Genomic DNA, 25,065 nt, shown 5'->3' with positions numbered 1-25,065 from the left:
CGGCATCCGACCGTTCTTTTCCTGCCATCGCTGTTGCCAAACCCGGTTCATCGGGCTATGTAAGCGCCGTCGTCAAAACCTCACGCGGGCTGGCGGACCCTCGGTTTTACCCCGATGGCCCGATCCGGTGTCCACACCTGTGGACAGACGCCCGCGGCGGACCAACCGGAAAAAGGGATTTTTCCATGGCTATGCCCACCTTCACCATGCGCCAGCTGCTCGAGGCCGGCGTCCACTTCGGTCACCACACCCGTCGCTGGAACCCGAAGATGAACCAGTACATCTTCGGTGTGCGTAACGGCGTGCACATCATCGATCTGGAACAGACCGTCCCGATGCTGCACCGCGCCCTCCAGGCCGCGCGTGACGTCGTCGCCGGCGGTGGCCGCGTGCTGTTCGTCGGCACCAAGCGCCAGGCCCAGGAGCGCATCGCCGAGGCCGCCTCGAAGTGCGGCCAGTACTACGTCAACCACCGTTGGCTCGGCGGCATGCTGACCAACTGGAAGACCATTTCGCTGTCGATCAAGCGCCTGCGCGAGATGGAAGAGCGTCTGGGCGGCGACACCTCGGGCCTGACCAAGCGCGAGATCCTCGAGCTGACCCGCGAGCGCGACAAGCTGGAGCGCGCGCTGGGCGGCATCAAGGAGATGGGCGGCCTGCCGGACGTCATCTTCATCATCGACACCAACAAGGAGTCGATCGCGGTCAAGGAAGCCAACAAGCTCGGCATCCCGGTCATCGCGGTCCTCGACAGCAACTCCGATCCGGACGGCGTCGCTTTCCCGATTCCGGGCAACGACGACGCCCTGCGCGCCATCGACCTGTACTGCGATCTGGTGGTCGGTTCGGTCCTCGACGGCCTGCAGGCCGAGATGAGCGCCGCCGGCATCGACGTCGGCGCCCGTGAGGACGCCCCGGCCGAGCAACTGCCGGAAGACGAGACCGCCGCCGAAGCCGCCCAGGCCTGACCCCAGCGGTTTGGAAAGGGGCAGCCGGGCCTTATGACCAATGGCCCGGCTGCCTTTTTTGTGGGTTGCCACCCGAATTGACTTTGTGACTCAATCCGATCCGCCACGGATCGCTTGTAAGGAAGAGGGCGCAACATGGCCGAGATTACCGCCTCGCTCGTCAAGGAACTGCGCGAGAAGACCGGCGCGGGCATGATGGATTGCAAGAAGGCTCTGAACGAGACCCAGGGCGACCTCGAGGGCGCCGTTGACTGGCTCCGCAAGAAGGGCCTCGCCGCCGCCGCCAAGAAGTCGGGCCGCATCGCCGCCGAGGGTCTGGTCGCCGTCGCCACCGCTGGCACCAAGGGCGCCGTCGTCGAGGTGAACGCCGAGACCGACTTCGTCGCCCGCAACGACAAGTTCCAGGGCTTCGCCGCCAAGGCCGCCGAGATCGCGCTCGCCACCGGCGGCGACGTCGAGGCGCTGAAGGCCGCCGCCTACCCGGGCACCGCGCACACCGCCCAGGACGAGCTGACCAGCCTGATCGCCACCGTCGGCGAGAACATGAACCTGCGTCGCGCCGTGACGCTGGAAGTGTCGGCCGGCACCGTCGTCAGCTACGTCCACTCCGCCATCGCGCCGGGCCTCGGCAAGATCGGCGTGCTGGTCGCGCTGGAGTCGACTGGCGACGTGGCCAAGCTGGCCGACCTCGGCAAGCAGATCGCCATGCACATCGCCGCCGCCCGTCCGGAGGCGCTCGACATCGCCGACGTCGACAGCTCGGCGCTGGAGCGCGAGCGCAGCGTGCTGGCCGAGCAGGCCCGCGCCTCGGGCAAGCCGGAGAACATCATCGAGAAGATGGTCGAGGGCCGCGTCCGTAAGTATTACGAAGAGGTCTGCCTGCTCGAGCAGGTCTACGTGATCGACGGCGAGACCAAGGTCCGCAAGGTGGTCGAGAACGCCGCCAAGGACATCGGCGCTCCGGTCAAGGTCGCGTCCTTCGCCCGCTTCGCGCTGGGCGAGGGCATCGAGAAGGCCCAGAGCGACTTCGCCGCCGAAGTGGCCGCCACCGCCGCCGGTCAGGCCTGATAACCTCCACGCCGCGCCGCATTCGAAACAGCAAGGGAGCGTTCCCCTCATGCCCGAGATCAACGGGGCCGAGACCACCGGAACCACCACGCCGGCCATCGCACCGGAGAGCATCCGCTACAAGCGGGTGCTGCTGAAGGTGTCGGGCGAGGCGCTGATGGGGCAGCGCGACTACGGCCTCGATCCGGACATGGTCAACCGCATCGCCAACGAGGTGAAGGCGGTGGTCGCGCTCGGTGTCCAGGTTTGCCTGGTCATCGGCGGGGGGAACATCTTCCGCGGTGTCAAGGGGGCGGCGGGCGGCATGGAGCGCGCGTCGGCCGACTACATCGGGATGCTCGCCACCGTGATGAACGCGCTCTCGATGCAGAGCGCGCTCGAACGGATGGGCGTGCCGACCCGCGTGCAGTCGGCCATCCCCATGTCGTCGGTCTGCGAGCCCTACATCCGGCGCCGCGCGATCCGTCACATGGAAAAGGGGCGGGTGGTGATCTTCGCCGCCGGCACCGGCAACCCCTTCTTCACCACCGACACCGCCGCGGCGCTGCGCGCCTCGGAAATGGGCTGCGACGGGCTGCTGAAGGGCACGCAGGTGGACGGCGTCTACACCGCCGACCCCAAGAAGGACCCGACCGCCACGCATTACGACCGCCTCACCTACATGGACGTCCTGGCCCAGGATCTCCAGGTGATGGACGCGTCGGCGATCGCCCTGGCACGAGACAGCCGGATCCCCATCCTGGTCCTCTCGATCCACACCCCCGGTTCCTTCGCCGAGGTGATGCAGGGCCGTGGCAAGCACACCATCATAACGGAAGAAAGGGAGTAGGTCCCGTGGCTGCGCCCGACACATCGGACCTGAAGCGCCGCATGGAAGGCGCGCTCGAGTCGTTTCGCAAGGAACTCACCGGCCTCCGTACCGGCCGCGCCTCCTCTAGCCTGCTGGAGCCGGTCATGGTCGAGGCCTATGGCAACCGCGTCCACCTCAAGGAGGTCGGCACCGTCTCGGTTCCCGAGCCGCGCCTGATCACGGTGCAGGTGTGGGACCGCGGCATGACCAAGGCGGTCGAGAAGGCCATCCGCGATTCGGGTCTCGGGCTGAACCCGCAGGCCGAGGGTCAGGTCATCCGCGTGCCGCTGCCCGACCTGACGCAGGAGCGCCGCGCCGAGTTGGCGAAGGTCGCCCACAAATACGCCGAGCAGACCCGCGTCGCCATCCGCAACATCCGCCGCGACGGCATGGACGGCCTGAAGAAAGCCGAGAAGGCCAGCGAGATCACGCAGGACGAGCTGAAAACGCAGTCCGACAAGGTGCAGGCGCTGACCGACCAGCACATCAAGCTGGTCGACGACACGCTAGCGCAAAAGGAAAAGGACATCATGCAGGTCTGATCCGGAATGCGCGACGCGGACGAGAACCGGATGGACGGAAGCGGTTCGATCACCCCTCCCGAGCATGTGGCCATCATCATGGATGGCAACGGGCGCTGGGCGAAGGCGCGCGGCCTGCCGCGCACCGCCGGCCACAAAAAGGGCGTGGACGCCGTCCGTCGCACCGTGGAGGCGGCGCGCGAACTGGGCGTCGGCACCCTGACCATCTTCAGCTTCTCCTCGGAGAACTGGCGGCGGCCGGAGGAGGAGGTCACCGACCTCATGGGCCTGCTGCGCTTCTATCTGCGCAGCGAAGTCGCCGAACTGCACAAGGCCGGCATCCGGCTGCGGGTGATCGGCGACCGGCTCCGCCTGTCCGACGACATCAACCGGCTGATCGACAACGCCGAGGATCTGACCCGCGACAACAGGACGATGACGCTGGTCGTCGCCCTCAGCTACGGGTCGCGGCAGGAGATCGTGCTGGCGGCCCGGCGGCTGGCCGAGGATGTGGCTGCCGGCCGGGTGAGCGCCAGCGCCATCGATGAGGGTGCCTTCGCCGCCCGCCTGTTCACCGCCGACATTCCCGATCCCGACCTGATCATCCGCACCAGCGGCGAGAAGCGCATCAGCAATTTCCTGCTGTGGCAGGCGGCCTACGCCGAGCTGGTGTTCATCGACACGCTCTGGCCCGATTTCACCAAGCGCGATCTGGAGGCGGCGATTGAAGAGTTCCACCGACGGGAACGCCGCTTCGGCGCCACCACGGCCGGCTCCCGCTGAGTCGGCCTCCGCGGGAAAACCCAACCCGAAGACGGGCGACCTCAAGACCCGCGTGGTCTCGGCGCTGATCATGGCGCCGATCGTGCTTGGCGCCGTCTGGGCCGGCGGCTGGGTCTTCCGCGCCTTGATCGCCTTCGGCGCGGTCGTCGCCATTTCCGAATGGATCAATTTGGTCCCCAGCGCCCGGCGCCTGCCGGCGCGGCTGATGTCGGTTGCCGGCGTGCTGGTGTCCCTGATGGCGCAATTGGCCGCCGGACCCTGGGTCGGGCTGGGGGTGGCCGTCGCCTTTTCCGCGCTGACCGCGCTGGCCGGCGGCGGCCGCGACCGCGGCCTGCTCGGCTTCGGCGTTTTCTACGTCGCGGCGGGAATGGCCGGCCTGACGTGGTTGCGCGACCTGCCGGGCGATGGGCTGGCCCTGTTCCTTTTCGCCATGCTCGCCATCTGGGCCACCGACATCGGTGCTTACGCGGCCGGCCGTTCCATCGGCGGACCGAAGCTGGCGCCGCGCATCAGCCCGAAGAAGACCTGGGCCGGCCTGATCGGCGGCATGGCCGCCGCCGCCCTGGTCGGCTGGCTGATCGCTCTCGCCGTCGGCGCGGCGATGCCGGCCCTGGCGCTGCTGATGGGTGCCGTGGCGGCGGTGGTGGGGCAGGCGGGCGACCTCTTCGAATCGGCGGTCAAGCGCCGCTACGACGTCAAGGACAGCGGCCAGCTCATTCCCGGGCATGGCGGCATCCTCGACCGCATCGACGGGCTTCTGGTCGCCGCCCCGGTGCTGGCTGTTTTCCACGCGACCATCGGAACGGCTCTATCATGGTGGTGACGACGGGCGGTGGCCCCCGGCGGGTGACGATCCTGGGTTCGACCGGCTCGGTCGGGACCCAGACCGTGGATCTCGTCGCCCGCGACCCGGAGCGCTTCCCGGTCGAGGCGCTGACCGCCAACCGCAACGTCGCCCTTCTTGCCGAGCAGGCCCGGCGCCTGAAGGCCCGGCTCGCCGTCGTTGCCGATCCCGCGGGGCACGCCGAGCTGAGGGAGCGCCTTGCCGGCACCGGCATCGAGACGGCCGCCGGTCCGCAGGCGGTGGCCGAGGCGGCGCAGCGCCCCGCCGACTGGGTGATGGCGGCCATCGTCGGCGCCGCCGGGCTTGAGCCGACGCTCGCCGCCGTGCGCCGCGGCGCCATCGTCGCCTTCGCCAACAAGGAGGTGCTGGTCTGCGCCGGCGACCTGATGATGGAGGAGGTGCGCGTCCACGGCGCCACGCTGCTGCCGGTCGACAGCGAGCATTCCGCCATCTACCAGGTCTTCGACTTCGCCCGGACCGAAAGCGTCGCCCGGCTGATCCTGACCGCGTCGGGCGGCCCGTTCCGCACGCGCGACCGCGCCTTCATGGCGGCGGCGACGCGCGAGCAGGCGGTGGCGCACCCGACCTGGGACATGGGCGCCAAGATCTCGGTCGACAGCGCCACCATGATGAACAAGGGGCTGGAGCTGATCGAAGCGCATTTCCTCTTCGGCATCCCCGAGGAGCGCATCGACATCCTGGTCCACCCGCAGTCGGTGATCCATTCGCTGGTCGAGTATGTCGACGGCTCCGTGCTGGCGCAGCTCGGCACGCCCGACATGCGCACGCCGATCGCCTACGCGCTCGGCTGGCCGGCGCGCATCGCCACCCCGGCCGAGCGGCTCGACCTGACACGGGCGGCGACCCTGACCTTCGAAGCGCCGGATCCCGTGCGTTTTCCGGCCCTGCGGCTGGCCCGCGCCTCCTTGCAAAGCGGGGGGGGCGCTCCTACTATTCTCAGTGCCGCCAACGAGGTGGCCGTCCAGGCGTTTCTCGACCGCCGGATCGGCTTCCTCGACATCGAAAAAATCGTCGAGGGCACGCTGGCGGCGTTGCCCCACCGCCCGCTGCGTGATCTTGCCGCAGTGCGCGAGGCCGATGCCGAGGCGCGCCGCGACGCCGCCGCGCGCGTGACGGCCTGCGGTGCGTCTGCGGTTGGCAGCCGGTGATCCGAGTTCGAGGCCCGAACGGGCGCAAAGGGTGGTGATGGACGTTCTCGGCGGTTTCTGGACCTCGGTTCTCGCGTTCCTGGTGGTCCTCACCGTGCTCGTGTTCGTGCATGAGCTTGGCCATTATCTGGTCGCGCGGCGCAACGGCGTGCGGATCGAGGTCTTCTCCATCGGCTTCGGGCCGGAGCTGTTCGGTTTCACCGACCGAACCGGCACGCGCTGGAAGTTCAGCGCCCTGCCGCTCGGTGGCTACGTCAAGATGTTCGGCGACGCCGATCCGGCCAGCACGCCCGGCGCCCATCTGACCGCCATGTCGGCGGAGGAGCGCGCCGTCTCCTTCCACCACAAGCGGCTGGGCCAGCGCGCCGCCGTGGTCGCCGCCGGCCCTATCGCCAACTTCGTCTTCTCCATCGTGGTGCTGGCGGTGCTGTTCGCCACCGCCGGCCAGTCCTTCACGCCTGCCGACGTCGGCGGCGTGCAGCCGGGCAGCGCCGCCGAGCGCGCCGGGCTCCAGCCGGGCGACCTGATCCTGTCGATCGACGGGGCCGGCATCCAGCGCTTCGAGGAAATCCGCCAGATCGTCTCGATCAAGCCGGGCGAGACGCTGCGGATGGAGGTCGAGCGCGAGGGCAGGGTGGTCACGCTCGACGCGACTCCCGACGCCCGCGAGATGACCGACCGACTCGGCAACACCCACCGTGTCGGCCAGCTCGGCATCACCCGCGGCAGCGTCGATATGAAGCGCCACGACCCGTTGACCGCCGTCTGGCAGGCCGGGCGCGAGGTGATGGGGATGATCACCGGCACCTTCACCGCGCTCGGCCAGATGGTCGAGGGCTCGCGCGGGACCGAGGAGCTGGGCGGGCCGCTGCGCATCGCCCAGATGTCGGGTGAGGTGGCGCAGTCGGGCTGGTACCCGCTGGTCTGGTTCATGACCTTCCTGTCGGTCAACCTCGGCCTGATCAATCTCTTCCCGGTGCCGATGCTCGACGGCGGCCATCTGCTGTTCTACGGCATCGAGGCGCTGCGCGGACGCCCCCTCGGAGCGAGAGCGCAAGAATACGGTTTCCGCATTGGATTGGCTTTGGTATTAACGCTCATGGTCTTCGCCACGTGGAACGACCTCGTTCAATTGCGCGTGGTCGATTTCTTCCGGGGACTGGTGTCGTAACGCCAGCCCCTTGCCAGGGAGCGTGATTTGCCGGTGTCGAGCAAAGTTCTGGTGGCGGGCCTGCTGGCCGGCTGCGCCATGACGACGGTGTCTGTCGCCCTCGCCCAGTCAGGGTCCCCGTCAGCGGCGTTCGGGTCGTCGGTCGCCCAGGTCTTTTCCGGCGGAACGGTGCGCGACATCCGTGTCGATGGCATCCAGCGCATCGAGGCCTCCACGGTCCGCTCCTATCTGGCGATTCAGCCGGGCGATTCGTTCGATCCCGACCGCATCGACCAGTCCCTGAAGGCGCTGTTCAACACAGGCCTGTTCGCCGACGTCACGCTGCGGCGCGACGGCGACACGCTGGTGGTGGCGGTGGTCGAGAACCCGATCATCAACCGCATCGCCTTCGAGGGCAACAAGCGGATCGAGAAGGACAATCTGGAGAAGGAAATCCAGCTTCGTCCGCGCGTGGTCTACACCCGCACCCGCGTGCAGAACGACGTCCAGCGCATCCAGGACATCTACCGCCGCCAGGGCCGATTCGCGGCCACGGTCGAGCCGAAGATCATCCAGCTCGACCAGAACCGCGTCGATCTGGTCTTCGAGATCAACGAGGGTGTGCGCACCGGCGTGCGCGGCATCACCTTCGTCGGCAACGAGAAATTCTCCGACGGCTCCCTGCGCGAGGCGATCCAGACCAAGGAGACCGCCTGGTGGCGGTTCCTGACCTCGGACGACAACTACGACCCCGACCGGTTGAACTACGACCGTGACCTGTTGCGCCGCTTCTACCTGAAGGAGGGCTACGCCGATTTCCGCGTGGTCTCCGCGGTGGCCGAGCTGACGCCGGACCGCGAGGCGTTCTTCATCACCTTCACCATCGAGGAAGGCGAGCGCTACAAGTTCGGCAAGATCGACATCAAATCCTCGCTGAAGCAGCTCGACCCGGCGACCCTTGAGACGATCACGACGACCAAGGAAGGGGACTGGTACAACGCGCAGGAGGTGGAGAACACCATCACCAAGCTGACCTCGGCGGTCGGCGACCTGCAATACGCCTTCGTCGATGTCCGGCCGCGCATCTCGCGGAACCGCGAGACCCAGGCGATCGACATCACCTACGAGATCAACGAGGGGCCGCGCGTCTTCGTCGACCGCATCGACATCAACGGCAACGTCCGCACGCTGGACAAGGTGATCCGGCGCGAGATGCTGCTGTCCGAAGGCGACCCGTTCAGCTCTTCCAAGCTGAAGCGGTCCGAGCAGCGCATCAAGGATCTGGGGTATTTCGAGCGGGTGAACGTCACCACCGCCGAAAGCAGCGTTCCCGACCGCACCGTGGTCAACGTCGAGGTGGCCGAACAGTCGACCGGCGAAATCTCCATCGGCGCCGGTTTCTCGACCTCCGACGGTCCCCTGGGCGACTTCTCGATCCGCGAGCGCAACCTGCTGGGCCGCGGCCAGGATCTGCGGCTGGGGGCGACGATTTCCGGCGTCCGCCAGGAATACGACATTTCCTTCACCGAGCCCTATTTCCTCGACCGCGACCTGTCGGCCGGCGTCGACATCTTCCGTGTCCGCCGCAACTACCAGGACGAAAGCTCCTTCAACGAGAAGAACACCGGATTCTCGCTGCGTCTGGGCTTCCCGTTGAGCGAAAACCTGCGCCAGCGCGTTTACTACCAGCTCCAGGACACCCTGATCGAGGAGGTGCCGATCACCGCCTCGAAATACGTGCAGGAGCAGAAGGGCGAGCGTCTGACCTCGCTGATCGGCCAGGAGCTGACCTACGACCGGCGCAACAGCAAGCTGACGCCGACCGAGGGTTACTTCATCCGTCTGACCAACGACATCGCCGGTCTCGGCGGTTCGGTGCGCTTCCTGCGCAACCGTCTGGCCGGTGGCTATTACCTGCCGTTGGACGGTGAGAACTGGGTGCTGAGCACCACCGGCGAGCTGGGCTACATCCTCGGCATGGGCCAGAAGGTGGCCTTGGCCGATCGCTTCTTCATCGGCGGCGACACGCTGCGCGGTTTCAACACCGCCGGCATCGGTCCGCGCGACATCACGACCGGCGATTCGCTGGGCGGCACGCGCTACGCCCGCGCCTCGGTCGAGATGAGCTTCCCCTTCGGCCTGCCAGAGGAGTTCGGACTGCTCGGCCACGCCTTCACCGACGTCGGCTCGCTGGGCAAGGTCGACATCAGCGATCCGAACGTCGTCGACAAGGAATCGATCCGCGTGTCGGTCGGCACCGGCGTGTCGTGGAAGTCGCCGTTCGGCCCGATCCGTCTCGACGTGGCGCTTCCTCTGCGCAAGGAAAGCTACGACAAGAAAGAGCTCATCCGTTTCAGCTTCGGAACCAGGTTCTAAGATGCAATCCAGCACGCTCAAGGCGACGCTTCGCGCCGCCGCCCTGTCGGTCGCCGTGACCGCCGGTCTGTCCTACGCTCCGGCGGTCCTGGCCCAGGCGGCTCCCAAGGCCGAGCCGCCCAAGGCGGCCGCCCCCGCTCCTGCCGCGGCGGCCCCCGCCGCCGCTCCGGCGACGGGCGAGCTGAAGGCGCCGGTGATCGCGGTGATCGACGTCCAGAAGATCATGCAGGAATCCAACGCCTCGAAGGGCATCTCCAAGTCCTTCGAGACGCTGCGCGAGACCTACCAGAAGGAAATCTCGGCGCTCGAGGACAAACTGCGCAAGGGCGAGGACGAACTGCGCAAGCAGCAGACCGTTCTGGCGCCGGAAGCGCTCGCCAACAAGCGGCGTGACTTCGAGAAGCAGGTCGCCGAGGTGCAGAAGACCGTCCAGACCCGCAAGCGGGTGCTGGAGACCTCGCTGAACGAGGCGATGGCGGTGGTCCACAAGACGATGGTCGAGATCGTCGCCGACATCTCGCGCGAGCGTGGCGCCAATCTGGTGCTGGCGCGCCAGCAGTTCGTTCTGGTCGACACCCAGCTCGACGTCACCGACACCGTTCTGGAGCGGGTGAACAAGAAGCTTCCGCAGGTCGCTCTCAACGTTCCCAAGCAGTAAGGGCGTCCGGAAAAAAGGGCCGCCACCGCCCGTCCGGGCGATGGCGGCCCTTTTCGTTGCCGGGGGACGCCGGCTGAGCGATTGCAGTCGCCGCCGAAATCGGGCAAGAAGGCGGCGAACAGGTCAGACGCCGCGGCGACGCGGCGCCCCGTTCCCGGTTTTGGGAACGCGGAAACTTTCGGCGGTTTTGGAAAGGCGGGCGGCCGGACGATGGATGTAACGGCAGACAACAACGCGCAAAGCAACACGCTTCCCGATCTCGACGTGAACCGGATCATGCAGATGATCCCGCACCGCTATCCGATCCTGATGATCGAGCGGGTGGTCGACATCGTGCTGGGCGAGAGTGCCACCGGCATCAAGAACGTCTCGATCAACGAGCCCTTCTTCCAGGGGCATTTCCCCTCGCGTCCGGTCATGCCCGGCGTGCTGATCATCGAGGCGATGGCCCAGACCTCGGCCGTCCTGGTCGTCGGCACGCTCGGGGCCGAAGCCGAGGGCAAGCTGGTCTATTTCATGACGGTGGACGAGGCGCGCTTCCGCCGCCCGGTGACGCCGGGTGACACCATCCACATCCATGTCACCAAGCAGCGCAAGCGCGCCAACGTCTGGAAGTTTCAGGGCGAGGCCAAGGTCAACGGCGTCCTCGTCGCCGAAGCCGTCTATTCCGCCATGATCCTGGACGAGAAATGACCGTCACCATCCACCCGTCCGCCATCGTCGATCCCGCCGCCTCGCTGGGCGAGGGCGTCTCGATCGGCCCCTTCTGCGTCGTCGGTCCCCAGGTCGAACTGGGCGATGGCGTGCGGTTGGTGTCCCATGTCGCGGTGGAGGGGCGGACGCGCATCGGCGCCGGCACGGAGATCTACCCGTTTGCCTCCATCGGCCATCGGCCGCAGGACCTGAAGTTCCATGGCGAGCCGTCGGAGCTGGTCATCGGCGCGCGGAACCAGATCCGTGAGCATGTGACGATGAATCCGGGGACCGAGGGCGGCGGCATGATCACCCGCGTCGGCGACGACGGGCTGTTCATGATGGGTTCGCATGTGGCGCACGACTGCATCGTCGGCAACCATGTGATCCTGGCGAACAACGCGACGCTGGGCGGCCATGTGACGCTGGGCGATTACGTCATCATCGGCGGTCTGTCGGCGGTGCGTCAGTTCGTCCGCATCGGTGCCCACGCCATGATCGGTGGCATGTCGGGCGTCGAGAACGACGTGATCCCCTTCGGCCTCGTCATGGGCGACCGGGCACGCTTGGCCGGGCTCAATCTGGTCGGGCTGGAGCGGCGCGGCTTCAAGAAGGACGACATCCACGCGTTGCGGGCCGCCTACCGCATGCTGTTCGGTCCGGAGGGCACCTTCGCCGAGCGTGTGGAGGGGGTCGGCCGCGATTTCGGCGAGCGCGCCCTGATCACCGACGTGCTCGACTTCATCCGCGCCAAAGAGGCCCGCTCGCTCTGCCAGCCGCGTGAAGGCTGAGGCGGCGGAGCCCCGCCCCGTGACCGCCGTTCCGCAGAAGCTCGCCATCCTCGCCGGCGGCGGCACGCTGCCGGCGCGCATCGCGGCGGCGGCGCTGGGGCAGGGGCGGCCGGTCTTCCTGGTCGCCTTCGAGGGGCACACCGATCCCGACACCGTGGCCGGGCTCCCGCATCTGTGGAGCCGTTTTGGGGCTGCCGGGACCATCATCCGCCGTCTGCACGACGAGGGCGTCGGCGACGTGGTGTTCGCCGGGCCGGTCAAGCGTCCCTCCTTCACCGAACTGCTGCCCGACTGGCGGACCACGCGCTTCCTGGCGCGGGTCGGCGCGCGGGCGCTCGGTGACGACGGGCTGCTGCGCGCCGTGGTGCGCGAACTGGAGGAGGACGGGTTCCGTGTCGTCGGGTTGCATGATTTGCTGAAGGATTTGCTGACCACCCCCGGCCCCGTCGGATCGTTGGTTCCGGATGCGGAGGCCCTGCGCGACATTGCCCGCGCGGCCGAGGTGGCGCGGGCGATGGGCAATCTCGACGTCGGGCAGGGCGCGGTGGTCCAGCAGGGCATCGTGCTGGCGGTCGAGGCCATCGAGGGCACCGACGCCATGCTGGCGCGTTGCGCCGGGCTGGCGCGGCCGGGGCCAGGCGGGGTTCTGGTCAAGCTCGCCAAGCCGCGCCAGGACCGCCGCATCGACCTGCCGACCATGGGCGTGACGACGGTGGAGAACGCGGCGGCGGCCGGTCTGCGCGGCATCGCGGTCGAGGCGGGCGGCAGCCTGCTGGTTGATCGCGCGGCGGTGGCGCGGACGGCCGATCGGCTCGGCCTGTTCGTCGTCGGCATCGACGCGCCGGGCGCTTCCACCGGGCCGGCGCCATGAGCGTGCCGACCCTCTTCCTGATCGCCGGAGAGCCGTCGGGCGATGCGCTCGGCGCCCGGCTGATGGCCTCGGCCAAGCGGCTGACCGGCGGGCGTGTGCGGTTTGCCGGCATCGGCGGCGAGCGGATGATCGCCGAAGGGCTCGAAAGCCTGTTTCCCATGGCGGAACTGACGCTGTTCGGCATCTTCGAGCTGTTGCCGCATCTTCCCAATCTGATCCGCCGCATCGACCAGACGGTGGAGACGATCCTGCGCGACCGCCCCGCCGTGGTGGTCGGCATCGATTCGCCCGGCTTCACGGTGCGGGTGTCGAAAAAGGTCCGGGCGGCGGCGCCTGGCATTCCGCTGGTCCATTACGTCGCGCCGACGGTCTGGGCCTGGAAACCCAAGCGCGCCGCCAAATACGCGGCGATCTACGACCACCTCCTGGCCGTCCTACCCTTTGAGCCGCCCTATTTCGAGCGCGAGGGGCTGGCCTGCACCTTCGTCGGCCATTCGGTGGTCGAGAGCGGGGCGGGGGCCGGCGATGCCGGCCGCTTCCGGGGGCGGCATGGTCTGGCCCCCACCGATCGGCTGGTCGCCATCCTGCCGGGCAGCCGCAAGGGCGAGGTGAGCCGCCTGCTTCCCGATTTCCGCGCGACGCTGGAACGGTTGCGGCCGACCCATCCCGGTCTGGTCGCCGTCGTGCCGACGGTGGCGACGGTGCGCGACCGCGTCATCGCGGCGGTCGCCGACTGGCCCGTGCGCACCATCGTGATCGAGGGCGACTCCGCCAAATACGACGCCTTCGCAGCGGCGGAGGCGGCGCTCGCCGCGTCGGGAACCGTGGCGTTGGAACTGGCGCTCGCCCGGTTGCCGGCGGTGATCGCCTACCGGCTGAACCCGGTGACGGTGGCGCTCTATCGACGACTGATCCGCGTGAAGTATGTCAATCTCGTCAACCTGATGCTCGACCGCATGCTGGTGCCCGAACTGCTCCAGCAGGATTGCCGGCCTGACCGGCTGGCCGGGGAACTGGCGCGGCTGCTCGACGACCCGCAGGCCCGGCAAACGCAGATCGACGGCGTGGCCGAGGTCGCCCGGTGGCTGGGGCAGGGCGACCGCCCGCCCAGCGAGCGCGCCGCCCGCGCCATCCTCGACGTCATCGCCCGACACCACCCCAACCCCGAAGCGGGAGAGGCAAGACCATGAGCGATTTCCGACTGCTGCACACGATGCTGCGCGTTCTGGATTTGGACAAGTCGATCGATTTCTATACGCGGCTGCTCGGCATGAAGCTGCTGCGCCGCAACGATTACGAGGGCGGCCGCTTCACCCTGGCCTTCGTCGGCTACGGCGACGAATCCGACACCGCGGTGCTGGAGCTGACCCATAATTGGGACCAGGCGGAGCCCTACGAGATCGGCACCGGCTATGGCCACATCGCGCTTGGCGTGCCGGATATTTACGCCACCTGCGACAAGCTGGCGGCGGAAGGCGTCAAGATCCCGCGCGCGCCCGGCCCGATGAAGCATGGCAGCACTGTGATCGCCTTCATCGAGGATCCGGACGGCTACAAGGTCGAGTTGATCGAGAAGAAGTAAGAGTTCCTGGACGGCTGGCGGCTTGAACGCCGCCGGCCGCCGGGACGCGGTGCTGCCCGTCGTCCGCGCGCAACCCTATGGCGCAGCTTTTGCTTGAACCTCCCCAGGCAAACCGTGTGTCCTTGGGGGAGGCTCAAACATGTCGTCCGGTCAACTCACCGTCCAGTCGGGCTCAGGCCCATATTCGATCGCCAACGCCAAGCGCATCGACGTTTCGGGGCTGAAGGCCGTCAAGCTGACCGAAGCTCCGCAGGAACATTTTCAAAGACTCATCGACTCCCAGGAAATGATGCTGCGGCATCGCTACACCGAGCCTGCGGACCTTTCCGACCATCCGGCCTACAAGGACTACGCCCGGGTCATGGTCGGTGGGAAGGAACTCGCGCGGGTCGACAACAACGGCTTCCTGATCACCTCCAACAGCGTCGGCGCCCAGGTCGAAGGGCGCATTCCCGACATCGGGCCAAACGGGAAATCCGGCCCGCTGCTGGCGCAGGCGCGGGCGGAGGCGGTGGCCAAGCTGCTTGGCGGCAAGGTGGTGGCGTCCGAGACCGCGATAAGCCAGCAGCGTTACGACTCGCTGCCCAAGCCCAAACCGATCTTTGACGAAACGGCGATGATGCAGGATCCCCTGTATGGGCAAATCCAGGAAACCAAGCGGGCGCGCCTGCTGTTCCTGGCGCAGCAGATGGCGTGATCTTGCCGGCCGGACAATTTTGCCGGGAAAAATGGTTCCGGCGCTGTTGCAGCCGGTCTCAAACGGAACGGCGGAACCGCGCCCGGTATGTCGCCGGGCTGATGCCCAGCCGCTGGCGGAAATGGTGGCGCAGCGTGGCGGCGGAGCCGAAGCCGGCCCGTGTCGCCACCTCCTCCACCGCCGTCTCTCCGCTTTCCAGCAGGGCGCGGGCACGGGCGAGCCGTTCGGCCAGAAGCCATTCCCCTGGCGTCCGGCCGGTCAGCGCGTTGAAGCGGCGCAGGAAGGTGCGCAGGCTCATGCCGGCCCGCTCGGCCATGGAGGCCAGCGTGTGCTCCTCCTCCAGCCTTTCACGGAGATGATCGAGCAGAGGGCCGAGCCGGGCGCCCTCCCGCGCCGTGGGAACCGGCGTTTCGATGAACTGCGCCTGGCCACCCTCGCGGTGCGGCTGGACCACCAGCCGGCGCGCGACGCTGTTTGCGGCCTCCGGGCCGAAATCGCGCCGCACCAGATGCAGGCACAGATCGATCCCGGCAGCGCTGCCGGCGGAGGTCAGGATGTTCCCTTCATCCACATAGAGCACGTCGGGCGCCACACGGATCGCCGGATAGAGATCGCCGAGCGTTTCGGCGTAGCGCCAGTGGGTCGTTGCCCGCCGGCCGTTCAGCAGGCCGGCGGCGGCGAGCACGAAGGCGCCGGAGCAGATCGACAGGATGCGGGCACCCCGTGCATGGGCCCGCCGCAACGCCTCCGTCAGGATGGCTGGAACCGGCTCGCGGGCTCCGCGCCAGCCGGGAATGACGATGGTGCCGGCCGCCTCCAGCAATTCCAGCCCGCCGTCGGCCAGCAAGCGGACGCCGCCCATCGCCCGCAGCGGACCGGGGTCGAGCGCCGCGACGGCGAAGCGGTACCAGTCCGGCCCGAGTTCCGGGCGCGGCAGGCCGAACACTTCGACGGCGACGCCGAACTCGAAGGTGCAGAGGCCGTCATAGGCGAGGGCGACGACGAGGTGCGGAGTGTTTGGCATGATCCGCACGGTAACTGGCATCCGCGCCACTTTCCAGCCTGTGCCGGCTGCGGCACCGTCGGGGTCGGTCATATCCCCGAACGGAGCCTGTTCCATGCCCAGTCTGGTCGCCGAGATCGCCGCCGCTCCCTCCACCCTGGCCGAGGAGCATTTCGCTCGCCGCCTGTCGCTGGAGACGGATTGCTGGGACGTCCATGAGGCGCTGAAGGGCGGTCCCGCCGACTTCGTCCTGCTCGACGTGCGCGGTCCGGCGGCCTTCGCGCGTGGCCATGTTCCCGGAGCGTTCAATCTGCCGCATGGCAAGATGACGGCGCGGAGGATGGAGGAGTGGGCGGCGGAGACGCTGTTCGTCGTCTATTGCGCCGGGCCGCACTGCAATGGAGCGGATCGGGCGGCGCTGCGGCTGGCCCGTCTCGGGCGGCCGGTCAAGCTGATGATCGGCGGCATGACCGGGTGGGCCGACGAGGGCTTCGCCATCGCGGCAGGGCAGGACACGGAGTGACGGTGCTCAGATCAGCACGACGCCGGCGACCAGCGCCAGGATCAGCAGATACACCACCAGCCGGCGCAGGCGCCAGCCGAGCGGCGCCTTGTTGTCGTTGGCCGGCGGGTGCAGACGCACCCGCCGGGCCGGCACGATGAACGCAGCCGGGTCCTGGGCGGCCCCGTTGGAGCCGCCCATTCCGATGTGAGCTGTGGGCCGGTTAGCCACGCTCGTTCAGCGGCACGAACGGCCGCTTGGTCTCGCCGGTGAAGAGCTGGCGCGGACGGCCGATCTTCTGCACCGGATCCTCGATCATCTCCTTCCACTGGCTGATCCAGCCGACGGTGCGGGCCAGCGCGAACAGCACGGTGAACATGCTGGTCGGGAAGCCCATCGCCTTCAGGATGATGCCCGAGTAGAAGTCGACGTTCGGATACAGCTTCTTCTCGATGAAGTACGGGTCGGAGAGGGCGATCTTCTCCAGCTCCATCGCGATGTCGAGCAGCGGCTCGTTCTTGATGCCGAGCTCGGCGAGCACCTCGTGGCAGGTCTCGCGCATGACCTGGGCGCGCGGGTCGTAGTTCTTGTAGACCCGGTGGCCGAAGCCCATCAGGCGGAAGTTGTCGTTCTTGTCCTTGGCGCGGCGGACGATCTCCGGAATGCGATCGACCGAGCCGATCTCCTCCAGCATCTTCAGCACGGCCTCGTTGGCGCCGCCATGGGCGGGACCCCACAGCGAGGCGATGCCGGCGGCGATGCAGGCGAACGGGTTGGCACCCGACGAGCCGGCCAGACGGACGGTCGAGGTCGAGGCGTTCTGCTCGTGGTCGGCGTGCAGGATGAAGATCTTGTCCATCGCCTTGGACAGGATCGGGTTGACCTTGTACGGCTCGCAGGGCGTGCCGAAGGTCATGTAGAGGAAATTCTCCGCGTAGGTCAGGTCGTTGCGCGGATACATGAAGGGCTGGCCGACCGAATACTTGTAGGCCATCGCGGCGATGGTCGGCATCTTGGCGATCAGCCGGTGCGCGGCGATCTTGCGCTCCACCGGATCCTCGATGTCGGTCGAGTCGTGGTAGAAGGCCGACAGGGCGCCGACGACGCCGCACATGATCGCCATCGGGTGCGCGTCGCGGCGGAAGCCGCTGTAGAACTTCGTCAGCTGCTCATGAACCATCGAGTGGCGGCGCAGGATGATGTCGAACTCGGCGCTCTCGGCGGCCGTCGGCAGATGGCCGTTCAGCAGCAGGAAGCAGACCTCTGGGAAGGTCGAGTTCTTGGCCAGCTCGTCGATGGCGTAGCCGCGGTGCAGCAGGACACCCTCGTCGCCGTCGATGTAGGTGATCGCCGACTCGCAGGAGCCGGTGGACGTGAAGCCCGGATCGTAGGTGAAGTAGCCGGTGGCGGCATAGAGCTTGCGGATGTCGATCACGCTCGGCCCCACGCTGCCATGCAGCACCGGCATCGTGACCTGTTTGCCCGTTTTGTTGTCGATGAGGGTGACGGTGTCGTTGCCGTCCTCAGTCTGGGTCATCTCGGCACGTCCTTATCGTTGAGGTCTGGGCTTGGTGCCCTTTTTTGCGTCGGCGCAGCATAGTTCTATGACAGGCCGATGGCAACGCACGGAACCGACTTTATGCTGCACCCGCTGCGTCGCGGATGCGAGACAAAGTCTCCTCCCGGCCGAGAAGTTCGGCAACCTCGAAGATCGGGGGCGACACGGTCGAGCCGGTCAGCGCCGCCCGCAGCGGTTGCGCCACCTTGCCCAATTTTTCGCCACTCGCTTCGGCGAAGGCACGGACACGGGTCTCCAGCGCCGCCGCGGTGAAGTCCGTTTCCCCGGCGAACTGGTCGGCCAGTTCCTTCAACAGCCCGCGGCCTTTTTCGTCCAGCAGGGCCGACGCCTTTTCATCATAGGCGAGCGGCCGGGCGGCGACGTAGAAGCGGGCGCTCTGGGCGAGGTCGACCACCGTGCGGGCGCGCTGCTTCAACCCGTTCATCGCGCGGGTCAGCAGGGCGCGGTCGGAGTCGGAGAGCGCGCGGCCGAGGTCGGCCTCCAGCCGCGGCACGACCAGCCCGACCAGCCGGGCATCGTCGGCCTGGCGCATGTAATGGGCGTTGAGGTTGTCGAGCTTGGCGAAGTCGAAGCGCGATGGGGAGCGGCCGATGCTCTCCAGGTCGAACCACTCGATGGCCTGCTCGGTCGAGATGATCTCCTCGTCGCCGTGCGACCAGCCGAGCCGCATCAGGTAATTGCGCACCGCCTCCGGCAGATAGCCGAGGTCGCGGTAAGCGTCGACGCCGAGCGCGCCGTGGCGCTTGGACAGCTTGGCCCCGTCGGCGCCATGGATCAGCGGGATGTGGCCGAACTGCGGCAGGTCCCAGCCCATGGCGTTGAAGATCTGGATCTGGCGGAAGGTGTTGGTCAGGTGGTCGTCGCCGCGCACGACGTGGGTCACGCCCATGTCGTGGTCGTCCACCACCACGGCCAACAGATAAGTCGGGGTGCCGTCGGCGCGCAGCAGGATCAGGTCGTCGAGCTGGGCGTTCTGCACCGTCACCTCGCCCTGGACGAGGTCCTTGAGGACGGTCTGCCCCTCCTGCGGAGCCTTCAGGCGGATGACGGGGGCGACTCCGGCCGGGGCGTCGGACTCGGGGCGGTCGCGCCAGCGGCCGTCGTAGCGCATCGGCTGGCCGGCGGCCTTCTGGGCGGCGCGCATCTGCTCCAGCTCCTCCGGGCTGCAATAGCAGCGGTAGGCCTTGCCGGCGGCGAGCATCTGGTGGGCGACCTCGGCGTGGCGGTCCTTGCGCTCGAACTGGCTGACCGCCTCGCCGTCCCAATCCAGGCCCAGCCACGTCAACCCATCGAGGATCGCGTCCACGGCGGCCTGGGTGGAGCGTTGCCGGTCGGTGTCTTCGATCCGCAGCAGGAACTTGCCGCCCATCCGCTTGGCGTACAGCCAGTTGAACAGGGCGGTGCGGCCACCGCCGATGTGGAGAAAGCCGGTGGGCGACGGGGCGAAACGGGTGACGACGGTCATCGGTGTCTCAATTCCGGGTTCTGCGCTGCTACACTGCAACGGAGTGTGTTCCATCGTTTACCACAGGGACCCGGTTCAGGGGCAATGCCATGCGCGCATGGGCGGCAAAGGAGGCGGTGCGGCAGCGATCGTCGGAGGGGCGGCGCGCGTGACCGACCGTTCCGCCGACGGGGGGGCCGGGGATGAGCTGGACGAGGCGTGGGAAACGCCCCCGGCGAAATCCCCGCCACGGCTGCTCGGTCCGCTGTTCCGGGCCTGGAACTGGCTGGTCAGGCAACTGGCAGCGGAGCGTGAACGCTGGGTGCTGTGGATCCCCGTGGGCTTCGGGTTCGGCGCGGTGCTGTATTTCGCCTTGCGGAGCGAACCGCCCGCATGGGCCGGTCTTGTGGCGGTCGGTGGCGCGATTCTGGGGTTTGCGCTGTTGCGCCGCTGGCTGCCCGGTCTGGCCGTCGCGCTGGGATTGCTGGTGGTGGCCGCCGGATTCCTGACGGCGCAGGGTCACGCCTGGCGGGTGGCGAGCCCGATCCTGGCGCGCGAAATTCCGTCGGCGGTCGTCACCGGCCGGGTGATGGCGGTGGAGCGGCGGCCGGGCGCCTTGCGAATCACCCTGCGCGATCCGACGGTGAGCCGGCTGAAACCCGAGGAGACGCCCGCCGCCTTGCGGATCCGCCTGTCGGATCGCTATCCGCCGCCACCGCCCGGCGCCCTGGTCCGGCTTCGCGCCACCCTGTCGCCGCCGGCTCCGCCCGCCGAGCCGGGAGCCTTCGATTTCCAGCGGCGGGCCTATTTCATGGGGCTGGGCGCCGCCGGATTCTCGGTCGGGGCGGCGGAGGTGATCGAGGCGCCGCCGCTCACCGGCTGGGCCGCCGTGACGGTGGCCTTCGAGCGCGCGCGCGGCCATATCGCCGAGCGGGTGGCGGCGACCATCTCCGACCCGGTGGAAGCCAGCGTCACCGCCGCGCTGCTGAACGGCGAGCAGTTCGCCATTCCCGACGCGACGATGGACGCCTTCCGCAACAGCGGGCTGGCGCATCTGCTGTCGATCTCCGGCCTGCATGTGGGGATCGCGGCGGGCATCCTGTTCTATGTGGTGCGGGCACTGCTGGCGGCCATCCCCTTCATCGCGCTGCGCTGGCCGATCAAGAAGATCGCGGCGCTGTGCGGAATCCTGTCGGCGCTCGCCTACACACTGCTGGTGGGCGCGCCGCTGCCAACGGTGCGCTCGGTGCTGATGACCGGCCTCGTCATGGGCGCGGTCTTGCTGGACCGCGACCCGCTCAGCATGCGGCTGGTCGCCTTCGCCGGCATCGTCACGGCGGCGATGGACCCGGAAGGCATGCTGGGCCCGAGCTTCCAGATGTCCTTTGCGGCGGTGGTGGCGCTGATCGCCGCCTTCGAGGGCGGTGGACCGCTGGCGCGCTGGGGGCGCGACGCCGGCTGGTTCGGACGGTCCGCGCTCTATGTCGGCGGGATCGTGCTGACCAGCGTCATCGCGACGCTGGCGACGCTGCCCTTCTCCCTGTTCCATTTCCAGCAGATCGCCTTCTACGGCGTGCTGTCCAACATGATCGCCATTCCCGTCACCTCCTTCTGGGTGATGCCGTGGAGCCTGATCGCCTACGCGCTGTTCCCCTTCGGGCTGGAGGCTCCGGCGGTGATCGCGATGAATTGGGGCGACCGGGTGGTGATCTGGACCGCCGAGTTCTTCGGCGGGCTGCCCTGGGCGTCGCTGACCGTCCCGGCGATGCCGGCCGGCGGCTTCGCGGCGGTGATCCTCGGCGGCCTCTGGCTGTGCGTGTGGACCCGCCGCTGGCGCTGGTGGGGGCTGGCCGCCGTGGCCGCCGGCCTCGCGACCCCGGCGCTGGTCGAGCGGCCGGATGTCCTCGTGTCCGGCGATGGCAGGATCGCCGCCGTTCGTGCCGCCTCCGGCCGTCTCAGCCTGTCGGTGAAAAGCGAGGGGCGCACCGCCGAAACCTGGTTGCAGCGGGACGGCGTTCCCGAGCCGGACGAGCCCTGGCCACGCACCGGAGCCGGCGCCGGGGGAGAATTGACCTGCGACGCGCTGGGCTGCCTCTACCGGAGGGGTGGCCGGACCGTGGCTCTGCTGCGTCTGCCGGACGCGCTGGATGAGGATTGCGGCGGTGCGGACGTCGTTGTCGCCGCCTTTCCGGCCCGGGCCTGCCGGGCGCCGCTGGTCATCGACCGCTGGCGTCTGCGCCGCGATGGCGCGCACGCGCTGTATCTGGAGGCAGGAGGCATCCGGATCGAAAGCGTGCGCGACCAGCGGGGCGACCGCCCCTGGACAGGGCGGCGGTAACGCCGGCTCCGGATCCATCATGCCCGTGCTTGACGCGGGCATCCACGGGCAAGCTTCAAGTTTCCACGTGGATGACCGGAACAAGCCCGGTCATGACGGAAGAGGCGGGGAGGAAAGGAGGCGTTTCCTCGCGGACCGTCAGTACTTGCGGACCAGCCCGACCAGCTTGCCCTGGACACGGACGCGGTCGGCGCCGAAGATCCGGGTTTCGTAGGAGGCGTTGGCTGGCTCCAGCGCGACCGTGTTGCCCTTGCGGCGCAGCCGCTTCAGCGTCACCTCGCCCTCATCGACCAGGGCGACGACGATGGCGCCGTTGTCGGCCGAATCGCAGCGCTGGATGATGACGGTATCGTGGTCGAGGATTCCCGCCTCGATCATCGAATCGCCGGCCACCTCAAGGGCGTAGTGATCGCCGGCGGTCAGCATCGTCGCCGGGATGTCGATGAAGGAGGATCCGTCGCGCAACGCCTCGATCGGCGTACCGGCGGCGATCCGGCCATAAAGCGGCAACTGCACCGTCTCGACCACCGGGGACCGGCTCACCTCGCGGCCGGTCAGGGCGAAGTCGCCCTTGATGACGTTCGGCTGGAACTTCGAGCGGGCCGAGGCGGAGGACGACCGGCCACGGGACGCCTCCAGCCCTTCCGGCAGGCGCAGGACCTCCAGCGCGCGGGCGCGGTGGGGCAGGCGGCGGATGAAGCCGCGCTCCTCCAGCCCGGTGATCAGACGGTGGATGCCCGACTTGGATTTCAGCCCGAGCGCGTCCTTCATCTCGTCGAACGAAGGGGAAACACCGCCCTGGCCGAGCCGCTCGTTGATGAAAAGCAGCAATTCGTGCTGCTTGCGCGTGAGCATTTGTGCCTCCCGGCGGTCGCCACACTGGACATGGAACAAAAGTAAAACGTTACCCCATGTTCTAGTTTGGTTCCCGCAGAACGTCAAGGTCTCTCGACGCGGCCTCACCGAAGGTTGGATCGATTTCCGCTCCAGTCCCCGCTAAGGATTCAGCGCGCCGCCGGACAGGGAAAGGATCTCCACCATCTCGCCGGGACTGGCCGGCGGCGCGTGGGCGGCGCGGCGGATCAGGCAGTCGGCCTGTGCGTAGAGCGAGGTGATCGCGCTGTCCTGGCGCGCGAAGGGCGTAACGGTCAGGCCGCCGTCGGCCCCGGTCGCCAGCGTGGCGCGCAGGTAATCCTCCCGCCGGTCGTTGGCCTTCAGCGCCACCGCCAGCCGGGCGCGGACCGGCCCGGCATCCTCGTCCGGCGACAGCCCTTGCAGCAGCCGCAGGACCGGCCGGAGGAACAGGAGGGCGGTAACGCCGGTGGACACCGGGTTTCCGGGAAGCCCCAGCAGCGGAACGCTTCCCGCCCGTCCGAACATCACCGCCTTGCCGGGCCGCATGGCGATGGCGTGGACGTCGAGCGACACACCCTTGTCGGCCAGCACGTCGCGAACGAGGTCGTAATCGCCCTGGGCCGCGCCGCCGGTGGTCACCAGCAGGTCGCAGCCGGTCGCGCCGGCGGCCATGGCGGCGACGCTCTCGGCGGTGTCGCGGGCGATGCCGAGATTGTGGGCGACGCCGCCCTGGGTCGTCACCAGGGCGCAGAGGCCGAGCGCGTTGGTGCTGACGATCTGGCTCGGCCCCAGCGGATCGCCGGGCAGGGCGATCTCGTCGCCGGTGGCGAGAACGGCGACGCGCGGGCGGCGGTGGACGGCGAGCCACGGCACATTGGCGCCGGCCGCCAGCGCGACGTCGCGCGCGGTCAGCCGTCGGCTCTTGGGCAGCAGTTCCTGTCCGGCGGCGAAGTCGAAGCCGGCGTGGCGCACGAAGCGGCCGGCGACGACGGCACGGCCGATGCGGACCGTGCGGGCGTCGGCCGTGCAATCCTCCTGCATCACCACGGCGTCGGCGCCGGCGGGCAGGGGCGCGCCGGTGAAGATGCGCACCGCTTCGCCCGGCCCCACCCGGCCGGAGAAGGCGTGGCCGGCGGCGGATTCGCCGATGCGGCGCAGCGTGACCGGGTGGTCGGCGCGGGCCTCGGCGACGTCGGCGGCGCGCACCGCCCAGCCGTCCATGGCGGCGGCGTCGAAGGGCGGCTGGGTCAGCCGGGCGACGACCGGCTCGGCCAGCACGCGGCCGAGCGCATCGGGCAAGGCGACCGTCTCGGCCGGCAGTGCCGTGAAGGCGGCGAGGATGCGGGCGCGCGCCTCAGCGACCGGGATCATCGGCGGATTCCGCTGGCAGCGCGCCGGATGTCCAATCGCCGCTCTTGCCGCCGGCCTTGCGCAGCAGGCGGACGGCGGTGATGGTCATGCCGCGGTCCACTGCCTTGCACATGTCATAGACGGTCAGCGCCGCGACCGAGACGGCGGTCAGCGCCTCCATCTCCACGCCCGTGCGGCCCTTCAGCTTGCAGGTCGCGGCGATGTCGATGGCGTTGCGGTCGGGGTCGCAGGTCAGCTCCACCTTGACCGAGGTCAGCATCAGCGGGTGGCACAGCGGGATCAGGTCGGGAGTGCGCTTGGCCCCCATGATGCCGGCCAGCCGGGCCACCGACAGCACGTCGCCTTTCTTGACGCCGCCCTCCATGATCAGCCGCAGCGTTTCCGGCCGCATCAGCACCGATCCGGCGGCGGTCGCCGTGCGCTCGGTCTCCGCCTTGTCGGAGACGTCGACCATCACCGCGCGCCCTTCCGCGTCGAAATGGGTGAAGCCGGTCATAGGGCCTTTTCCATGAAGATGCTGAGGGGGATGTCCGGATAATCGGCGTAGGGGCCGCGTTCCGTGAAGCCGGTTTTGTGGTAGAGCATCAGCGCCTCCGCCTGATGGATGCCGGTTTCCAGCCGCAGGGAGTTCAGCCCCTCGACCCTGGCCTGCTCCGCCAACCGGTCGAGCAGCCGTGCGCCGATGCGGCCGCCGCGCACGGCGGGCGCCACATACATGCGCTTGACCTCGCCATAGCCCTCGGGATCGACGCGCAGGGCGGCGCAGCCGACCGGATGCTCACCCTTGCGCGCCACGAGGAAGCGAACGTCGGCCGCCGCCAGCGATTCGACATCGAGCAGGTGGCAGGAGTCCTCCGGGTAGAGGTCCGTCAGGTAGGAGTCGAGGGCGGCGACCAGGGCGGTCACCGCCTCCTGGCGCGGATCCTCGGCGGCGATGGCGACGTCCGGCATG

26 protein-coding genes are annotated in these 25,065 nt (G+C 68.5%); 18 read left to right on the top strand and 8 right to left on the bottom strand.

Going from position 1 to position 25,065, the window contains the following annotated elements:
* Window positions 1–185 precede the first annotated feature (185 nt).
* The 16 genes from rpsB (at window position 186) to JN22_RS27085 (ending at window position 15,021) form a co-directional block, all read left to right on the top strand.
* A complete protein-coding gene (gene rpsB / locus JN22_RS27160) occupies window positions 186–968 on the top strand; it encodes a 30S ribosomal protein S2 (protein ID WP_085556854.1) in 783 nt (260 codons plus the stop codon).
* 135 nt (window positions 969–1,103) lie between these two features.
* Complete coding sequence (gene tsf, locus JN22_RS27155; protein ID WP_085556853.1) at window positions 1,104–2,036, top strand: translation elongation factor Ts; 933 nt, start codon at window positions 1,104–1,106, stop codon at window positions 2,034–2,036.
* A gap of 49 nt (window positions 2,037–2,085) precedes the next feature.
* Complete coding sequence (gene pyrH, locus JN22_RS27150) at window positions 2,086–2,865, top strand: UMP kinase (RefSeq protein ID WP_085556852.1); 780 nt, start codon at window positions 2,086–2,088, stop codon at window positions 2,863–2,865.
* A gap of 5 nt (window positions 2,866–2,870) precedes the next feature.
* Window positions 2,871–3,428, top strand: coding sequence for a ribosome recycling factor (frr, locus tag JN22_RS27145; RefSeq protein WP_085556851.1), 558 nt, complete (start codon window positions 2,871–2,873; stop codon window positions 3,426–3,428).
* A gap of 6 nt (window positions 3,429–3,434) precedes the next feature.
* Window positions 3,435–4,190, top strand: coding sequence for an isoprenyl transferase (locus JN22_RS27140; protein ID WP_179166231.1), 756 nt, complete (start codon window positions 3,435–3,437; stop codon window positions 4,188–4,190).
* Entirely contained in the window at window positions 4,132–5,013 is an 882-nt protein-coding gene (locus tag JN22_RS27135; RefSeq protein ID WP_085556850.1) for a phosphatidate cytidylyltransferase, read from the top strand. The genes JN22_RS27140 and JN22_RS27135 overlap by 59 nt, the downstream gene beginning before the upstream one ends.
* Window positions 5,004–6,203 carry a 1-deoxy-D-xylulose-5-phosphate reductoisomerase gene (locus tag JN22_RS27130; RefSeq protein WP_085556849.1) on the top strand — a complete coding sequence of 400 codons (1,200 nt, stop codon included), beginning with the start codon at window positions 5,004–5,006 and terminating at the stop codon, window positions 6,201–6,203. The genes JN22_RS27135 and JN22_RS27130 overlap by 10 nt, the downstream gene beginning before the upstream one ends.
* A 37-nt stretch (window positions 6,204–6,240) precedes the next feature.
* Window positions 6,241–7,374 carry an RIP metalloprotease RseP gene (rseP, locus tag JN22_RS27125; protein WP_085556848.1) on the top strand — a complete coding sequence of 378 codons (1,134 nt, stop codon included), beginning with the start codon at window positions 6,241–6,243 and terminating at the stop codon, window positions 7,372–7,374.
* A gap of 27 nt (window positions 7,375–7,401) precedes the next feature.
* Complete coding sequence (gene bamA / locus JN22_RS27120) at window positions 7,402–9,729, top strand: outer membrane protein assembly factor BamA (protein ID WP_143268469.1); 2,328 nt, start codon at window positions 7,402–7,404, stop codon at window positions 9,727–9,729.
* 1 nt (window position 9,730) lies between these two features.
* Window positions 9,731–10,387 carry an OmpH family outer membrane protein gene (locus tag JN22_RS27115; protein ID WP_085556847.1) on the top strand — a complete coding sequence of 219 codons (657 nt, stop codon included), beginning with the start codon at window positions 9,731–9,733 and terminating at the stop codon, window positions 10,385–10,387.
* A gap of 210 nt (window positions 10,388–10,597) precedes the next feature.
* Window positions 10,598–11,080, top strand: a complete 483-nt coding sequence (fabZ, locus tag JN22_RS27110; protein ID WP_085556846.1) for a 3-hydroxyacyl-ACP dehydratase FabZ — start codon at window positions 10,598–10,600, stop codon at window positions 11,078–11,080.
* Entirely contained in the window at window positions 11,077–11,871 is a 795-nt protein-coding gene (lpxA, locus tag JN22_RS27105; RefSeq protein WP_085556845.1) for an acyl-ACP--UDP-N-acetylglucosamine O-acyltransferase, read from the top strand. Before fabZ ends, lpxA begins: the two co-directional genes overlap by 4 nt.
* A 19-nt stretch (window positions 11,872–11,890) precedes the next feature.
* On the top strand, window positions 11,891–12,742 hold the full coding sequence (locus tag JN22_RS27100; protein ID WP_085557365.1) for an LpxI family protein: 852 nt from the start codon (window positions 11,891–11,893) through the stop codon (window positions 12,740–12,742).
* The gene (lpxB, locus tag JN22_RS27095; RefSeq protein ID WP_085556844.1) at window positions 12,739–13,932 is read left to right on the top strand and encodes a lipid-A-disaccharide synthase; all 1,194 of its coding nucleotides are present in this window, start codon (window positions 12,739–12,741) and stop codon (window positions 13,930–13,932) included. Before JN22_RS27100 ends, lpxB begins: the two co-directional genes overlap by 4 nt.
* On the top strand, window positions 13,929–14,324 hold the full coding sequence (gene gloA, locus JN22_RS27090; RefSeq protein ID WP_085556843.1) for a lactoylglutathione lyase: 396 nt from the start codon (window positions 13,929–13,931) through the stop codon (window positions 14,322–14,324). The genes lpxB and gloA overlap by 4 nt, the downstream gene beginning before the upstream one ends.
* 139 nt (window positions 14,325–14,463) lie before the next feature.
* Window positions 14,464–15,021, top strand: coding sequence for a hypothetical protein (locus tag JN22_RS27085; protein WP_085556842.1), 558 nt, complete (start codon window positions 14,464–14,466; stop codon window positions 15,019–15,021).
* A gap of 58 nt (window positions 15,022–15,079) precedes the next feature.
* Here JN22_RS27085 and ftrA read toward each other — a convergent pair whose 3' ends face one another.
* Window positions 15,080–16,066 (bottom strand): transcriptional regulator FtrA, encoded by a 987-nt coding sequence (ftrA, locus tag JN22_RS27080; protein ID WP_223677906.1) that lies wholly within the window; start codon window positions 16,064–16,066, stop codon window positions 15,080–15,082.
* A 73-nt stretch (window positions 16,067–16,139) separates the two neighbouring features.
* Between ftrA and JN22_RS27075 the strand changes: the two genes are divergently transcribed.
* On the top strand, window positions 16,140–16,547 hold the full coding sequence (locus tag JN22_RS27075) for a rhodanese-like domain-containing protein (RefSeq protein WP_085556840.1): 408 nt from the start codon (window positions 16,140–16,142) through the stop codon (window positions 16,545–16,547).
* A gap of 6 nt (window positions 16,548–16,553) precedes the next feature.
* Here the strand turns inward: JN22_RS27075 and JN22_RS27070 are convergent, their stop codons facing one another.
* From JN22_RS27070 to gltX, 3 genes are all read right to left on the bottom strand, one after another.
* Window positions 16,554–16,727, bottom strand: a complete 174-nt coding sequence (locus JN22_RS27070; RefSeq protein ID WP_179166230.1) for a hypothetical protein — start codon at window positions 16,725–16,727, stop codon at window positions 16,554–16,556.
* A gap of 22 nt (window positions 16,728–16,749) precedes the next feature.
* Window positions 16,750–18,063: a citrate synthase gene (gene gltA, locus JN22_RS27065; RefSeq protein WP_085556839.1), complete on the bottom strand. Its 1,314-nt coding sequence runs from the start codon at window positions 18,061–18,063 to the stop codon at window positions 16,750–16,752.
* Between the two features lie 100 nt (window positions 18,064–18,163).
* The gene (gene gltX, locus JN22_RS27060; RefSeq protein ID WP_085556838.1) at window positions 18,164–19,570 is read right to left on the bottom strand and encodes a glutamate--tRNA ligase; all 1,407 of its coding nucleotides are present in this window, start codon (window positions 19,568–19,570) and stop codon (window positions 18,164–18,166) included.
* 148 nt (window positions 19,571–19,718) lie between these two features.
* On the opposite strand from gltX, the gene JN22_RS27055 reads away from it, so the two are divergent.
* Entirely contained in the window at window positions 19,719–21,887 is a 2,169-nt protein-coding gene (locus JN22_RS27055; RefSeq protein WP_223677905.1) for a ComEC/Rec2 family competence protein, read from the top strand.
* 138 nt (window positions 21,888–22,025) lie between these two features.
* Here JN22_RS27055 and lexA read toward each other — a convergent pair whose 3' ends face one another.
* From lexA to JN22_RS27035, 4 genes are all read right to left on the bottom strand, one after another.
* Window positions 22,026–22,742 carry a transcriptional repressor LexA gene (gene lexA, locus JN22_RS27050; protein WP_085556836.1) on the bottom strand — a complete coding sequence of 239 codons (717 nt, stop codon included), beginning with the start codon at window positions 22,740–22,742 and terminating at the stop codon, window positions 22,026–22,028.
* 141 nt (window positions 22,743–22,883) lie between these two features.
* A complete protein-coding gene (locus JN22_RS27045) occupies window positions 22,884–24,113 on the bottom strand; it encodes a molybdopterin molybdotransferase MoeA (protein WP_085556835.1) in 1,230 nt (409 codons plus the stop codon).
* Window positions 24,097–24,609: a cyclic pyranopterin monophosphate synthase MoaC gene (gene moaC / locus JN22_RS27040; RefSeq protein ID WP_085556834.1), complete on the bottom strand. Its 513-nt coding sequence runs from the start codon at window positions 24,607–24,609 to the stop codon at window positions 24,097–24,099. The genes JN22_RS27045 and moaC overlap by 17 nt, the downstream gene beginning before the upstream one ends.
* Complete coding sequence (locus JN22_RS27035; RefSeq protein ID WP_085556833.1) at window positions 24,606–25,064, bottom strand: GNAT family N-acetyltransferase; 459 nt, start codon at window positions 25,062–25,064, stop codon at window positions 24,606–24,608. The genes moaC and JN22_RS27035 overlap by 4 nt, the downstream gene beginning before the upstream one ends.
* Window position 25,065 lies beyond the last annotated feature (1 nt).

Origin of the sequence: Azospirillum agricola (assembly GCF_020005195.1) — a bacterium.
Classification (GTDB): domain Bacteria; phylum Pseudomonadota; class Alphaproteobacteria; order Azospirillales; family Azospirillaceae; genus Azospirillum; species Azospirillum agricola.
Note: the sequence above shows the minus strand (reverse complement) of the source record. Positions and strands in the feature narration are given on the sequence as shown.

Excerpts from the sequence above, each read along its gene's own strand:
- rpsB (WP_085556854.1), top strand. The coding sequence starts at position 186 with ATGGCTATGCCCACCTTCACCATGCGCCAGCTGCTCGAGGCCGGCGTC.
- tsf (WP_085556853.1), top strand. The coding sequence starts at position 1,104 with ATGGCCGAGATTACCGCCTCGCTCGTCAAGGAACTGCGCGAGAAGACC.
- pyrH (WP_085556852.1), top strand. The coding sequence starts at position 2,086 with ATGCCCGAGATCAACGGGGCCGAGACCACCGGAACCACCACGCCGGCC.
- JN22_RS27140 (WP_179166231.1), top strand. The coding sequence starts at position 3,435 with ATGCGCGACGCGGACGAGAACCGGATGGACGGAAGCGGTTCGATCACC.
- JN22_RS27130 (WP_085556849.1), top strand. The coding sequence starts at position 5,004 with ATGGTGGTGACGACGGGCGGTGGCCCCCGGCGGGTGACGATCCTGGGT.
- rseP (WP_085556848.1), top strand. The coding sequence starts at position 6,241 with ATGGACGTTCTCGGCGGTTTCTGGACCTCGGTTCTCGCGTTCCTGGTG.
- JN22_RS27115 (WP_085556847.1), top strand. The coding sequence starts at position 9,731 with ATGCAATCCAGCACGCTCAAGGCGACGCTTCGCGCCGCCGCCCTGTCG.
- fabZ (WP_085556846.1), top strand. The coding sequence starts at position 10,598 with ATGGATGTAACGGCAGACAACAACGCGCAAAGCAACACGCTTCCCGAT.
- lpxA (WP_085556845.1), top strand. The coding sequence starts at position 11,077 with ATGACCGTCACCATCCACCCGTCCGCCATCGTCGATCCCGCCGCCTCG.
- lpxB (WP_085556844.1), top strand. The coding sequence starts at position 12,739 with ATGAGCGTGCCGACCCTCTTCCTGATCGCCGGAGAGCCGTCGGGCGAT.
- gloA (WP_085556843.1), top strand. The coding sequence starts at position 13,929 with ATGAGCGATTTCCGACTGCTGCACACGATGCTGCGCGTTCTGGATTTG.
- JN22_RS27085 (WP_085556842.1), top strand. The coding sequence starts at position 14,464 with ATGTCGTCCGGTCAACTCACCGTCCAGTCGGGCTCAGGCCCATATTCG.
- ftrA (WP_223677906.1), bottom strand. The coding sequence starts at position 16,066 with ATGCCAGTTACCGTGCGGATCATGCCAAACACTCCGCACCTCGTCGTC.
- JN22_RS27075 (WP_085556840.1), top strand. The coding sequence starts at position 16,140 with ATGCCCAGTCTGGTCGCCGAGATCGCCGCCGCTCCCTCCACCCTGGCC.
- JN22_RS27070 (WP_179166230.1), bottom strand. The coding sequence starts at position 16,727 with ATGGGCGGCTCCAACGGGGCCGCCCAGGACCCGGCTGCGTTCATCGTG.
- gltA (WP_085556839.1), bottom strand. The coding sequence starts at position 18,063 with ATGACCCAGACTGAGGACGGCAACGACACCGTCACCCTCATCGACAAC.
- gltX (WP_085556838.1), bottom strand. The coding sequence starts at position 19,570 with ATGACCGTCGTCACCCGTTTCGCCCCGTCGCCCACCGGCTTTCTCCAC.
- lexA (WP_085556836.1), bottom strand. The coding sequence starts at position 22,742 with ATGCTCACGCGCAAGCAGCACGAATTGCTGCTTTTCATCAACGAGCGG.
- JN22_RS27045 (WP_085556835.1), bottom strand. The coding sequence starts at position 24,113 with ATGATCCCGGTCGCTGAGGCGCGCGCCCGCATCCTCGCCGCCTTCACG.
- moaC (WP_085556834.1), bottom strand. The coding sequence starts at position 24,609 with ATGACCGGCTTCACCCATTTCGACGCGGAAGGGCGCGCGGTGATGGTC.
- JN22_RS27035 (WP_085556833.1), bottom strand. The coding sequence starts at position 25,064 with ATGCCGGACGTCGCCATCGCCGCCGAGGATCCGCGCCAGGAGGCGGTG.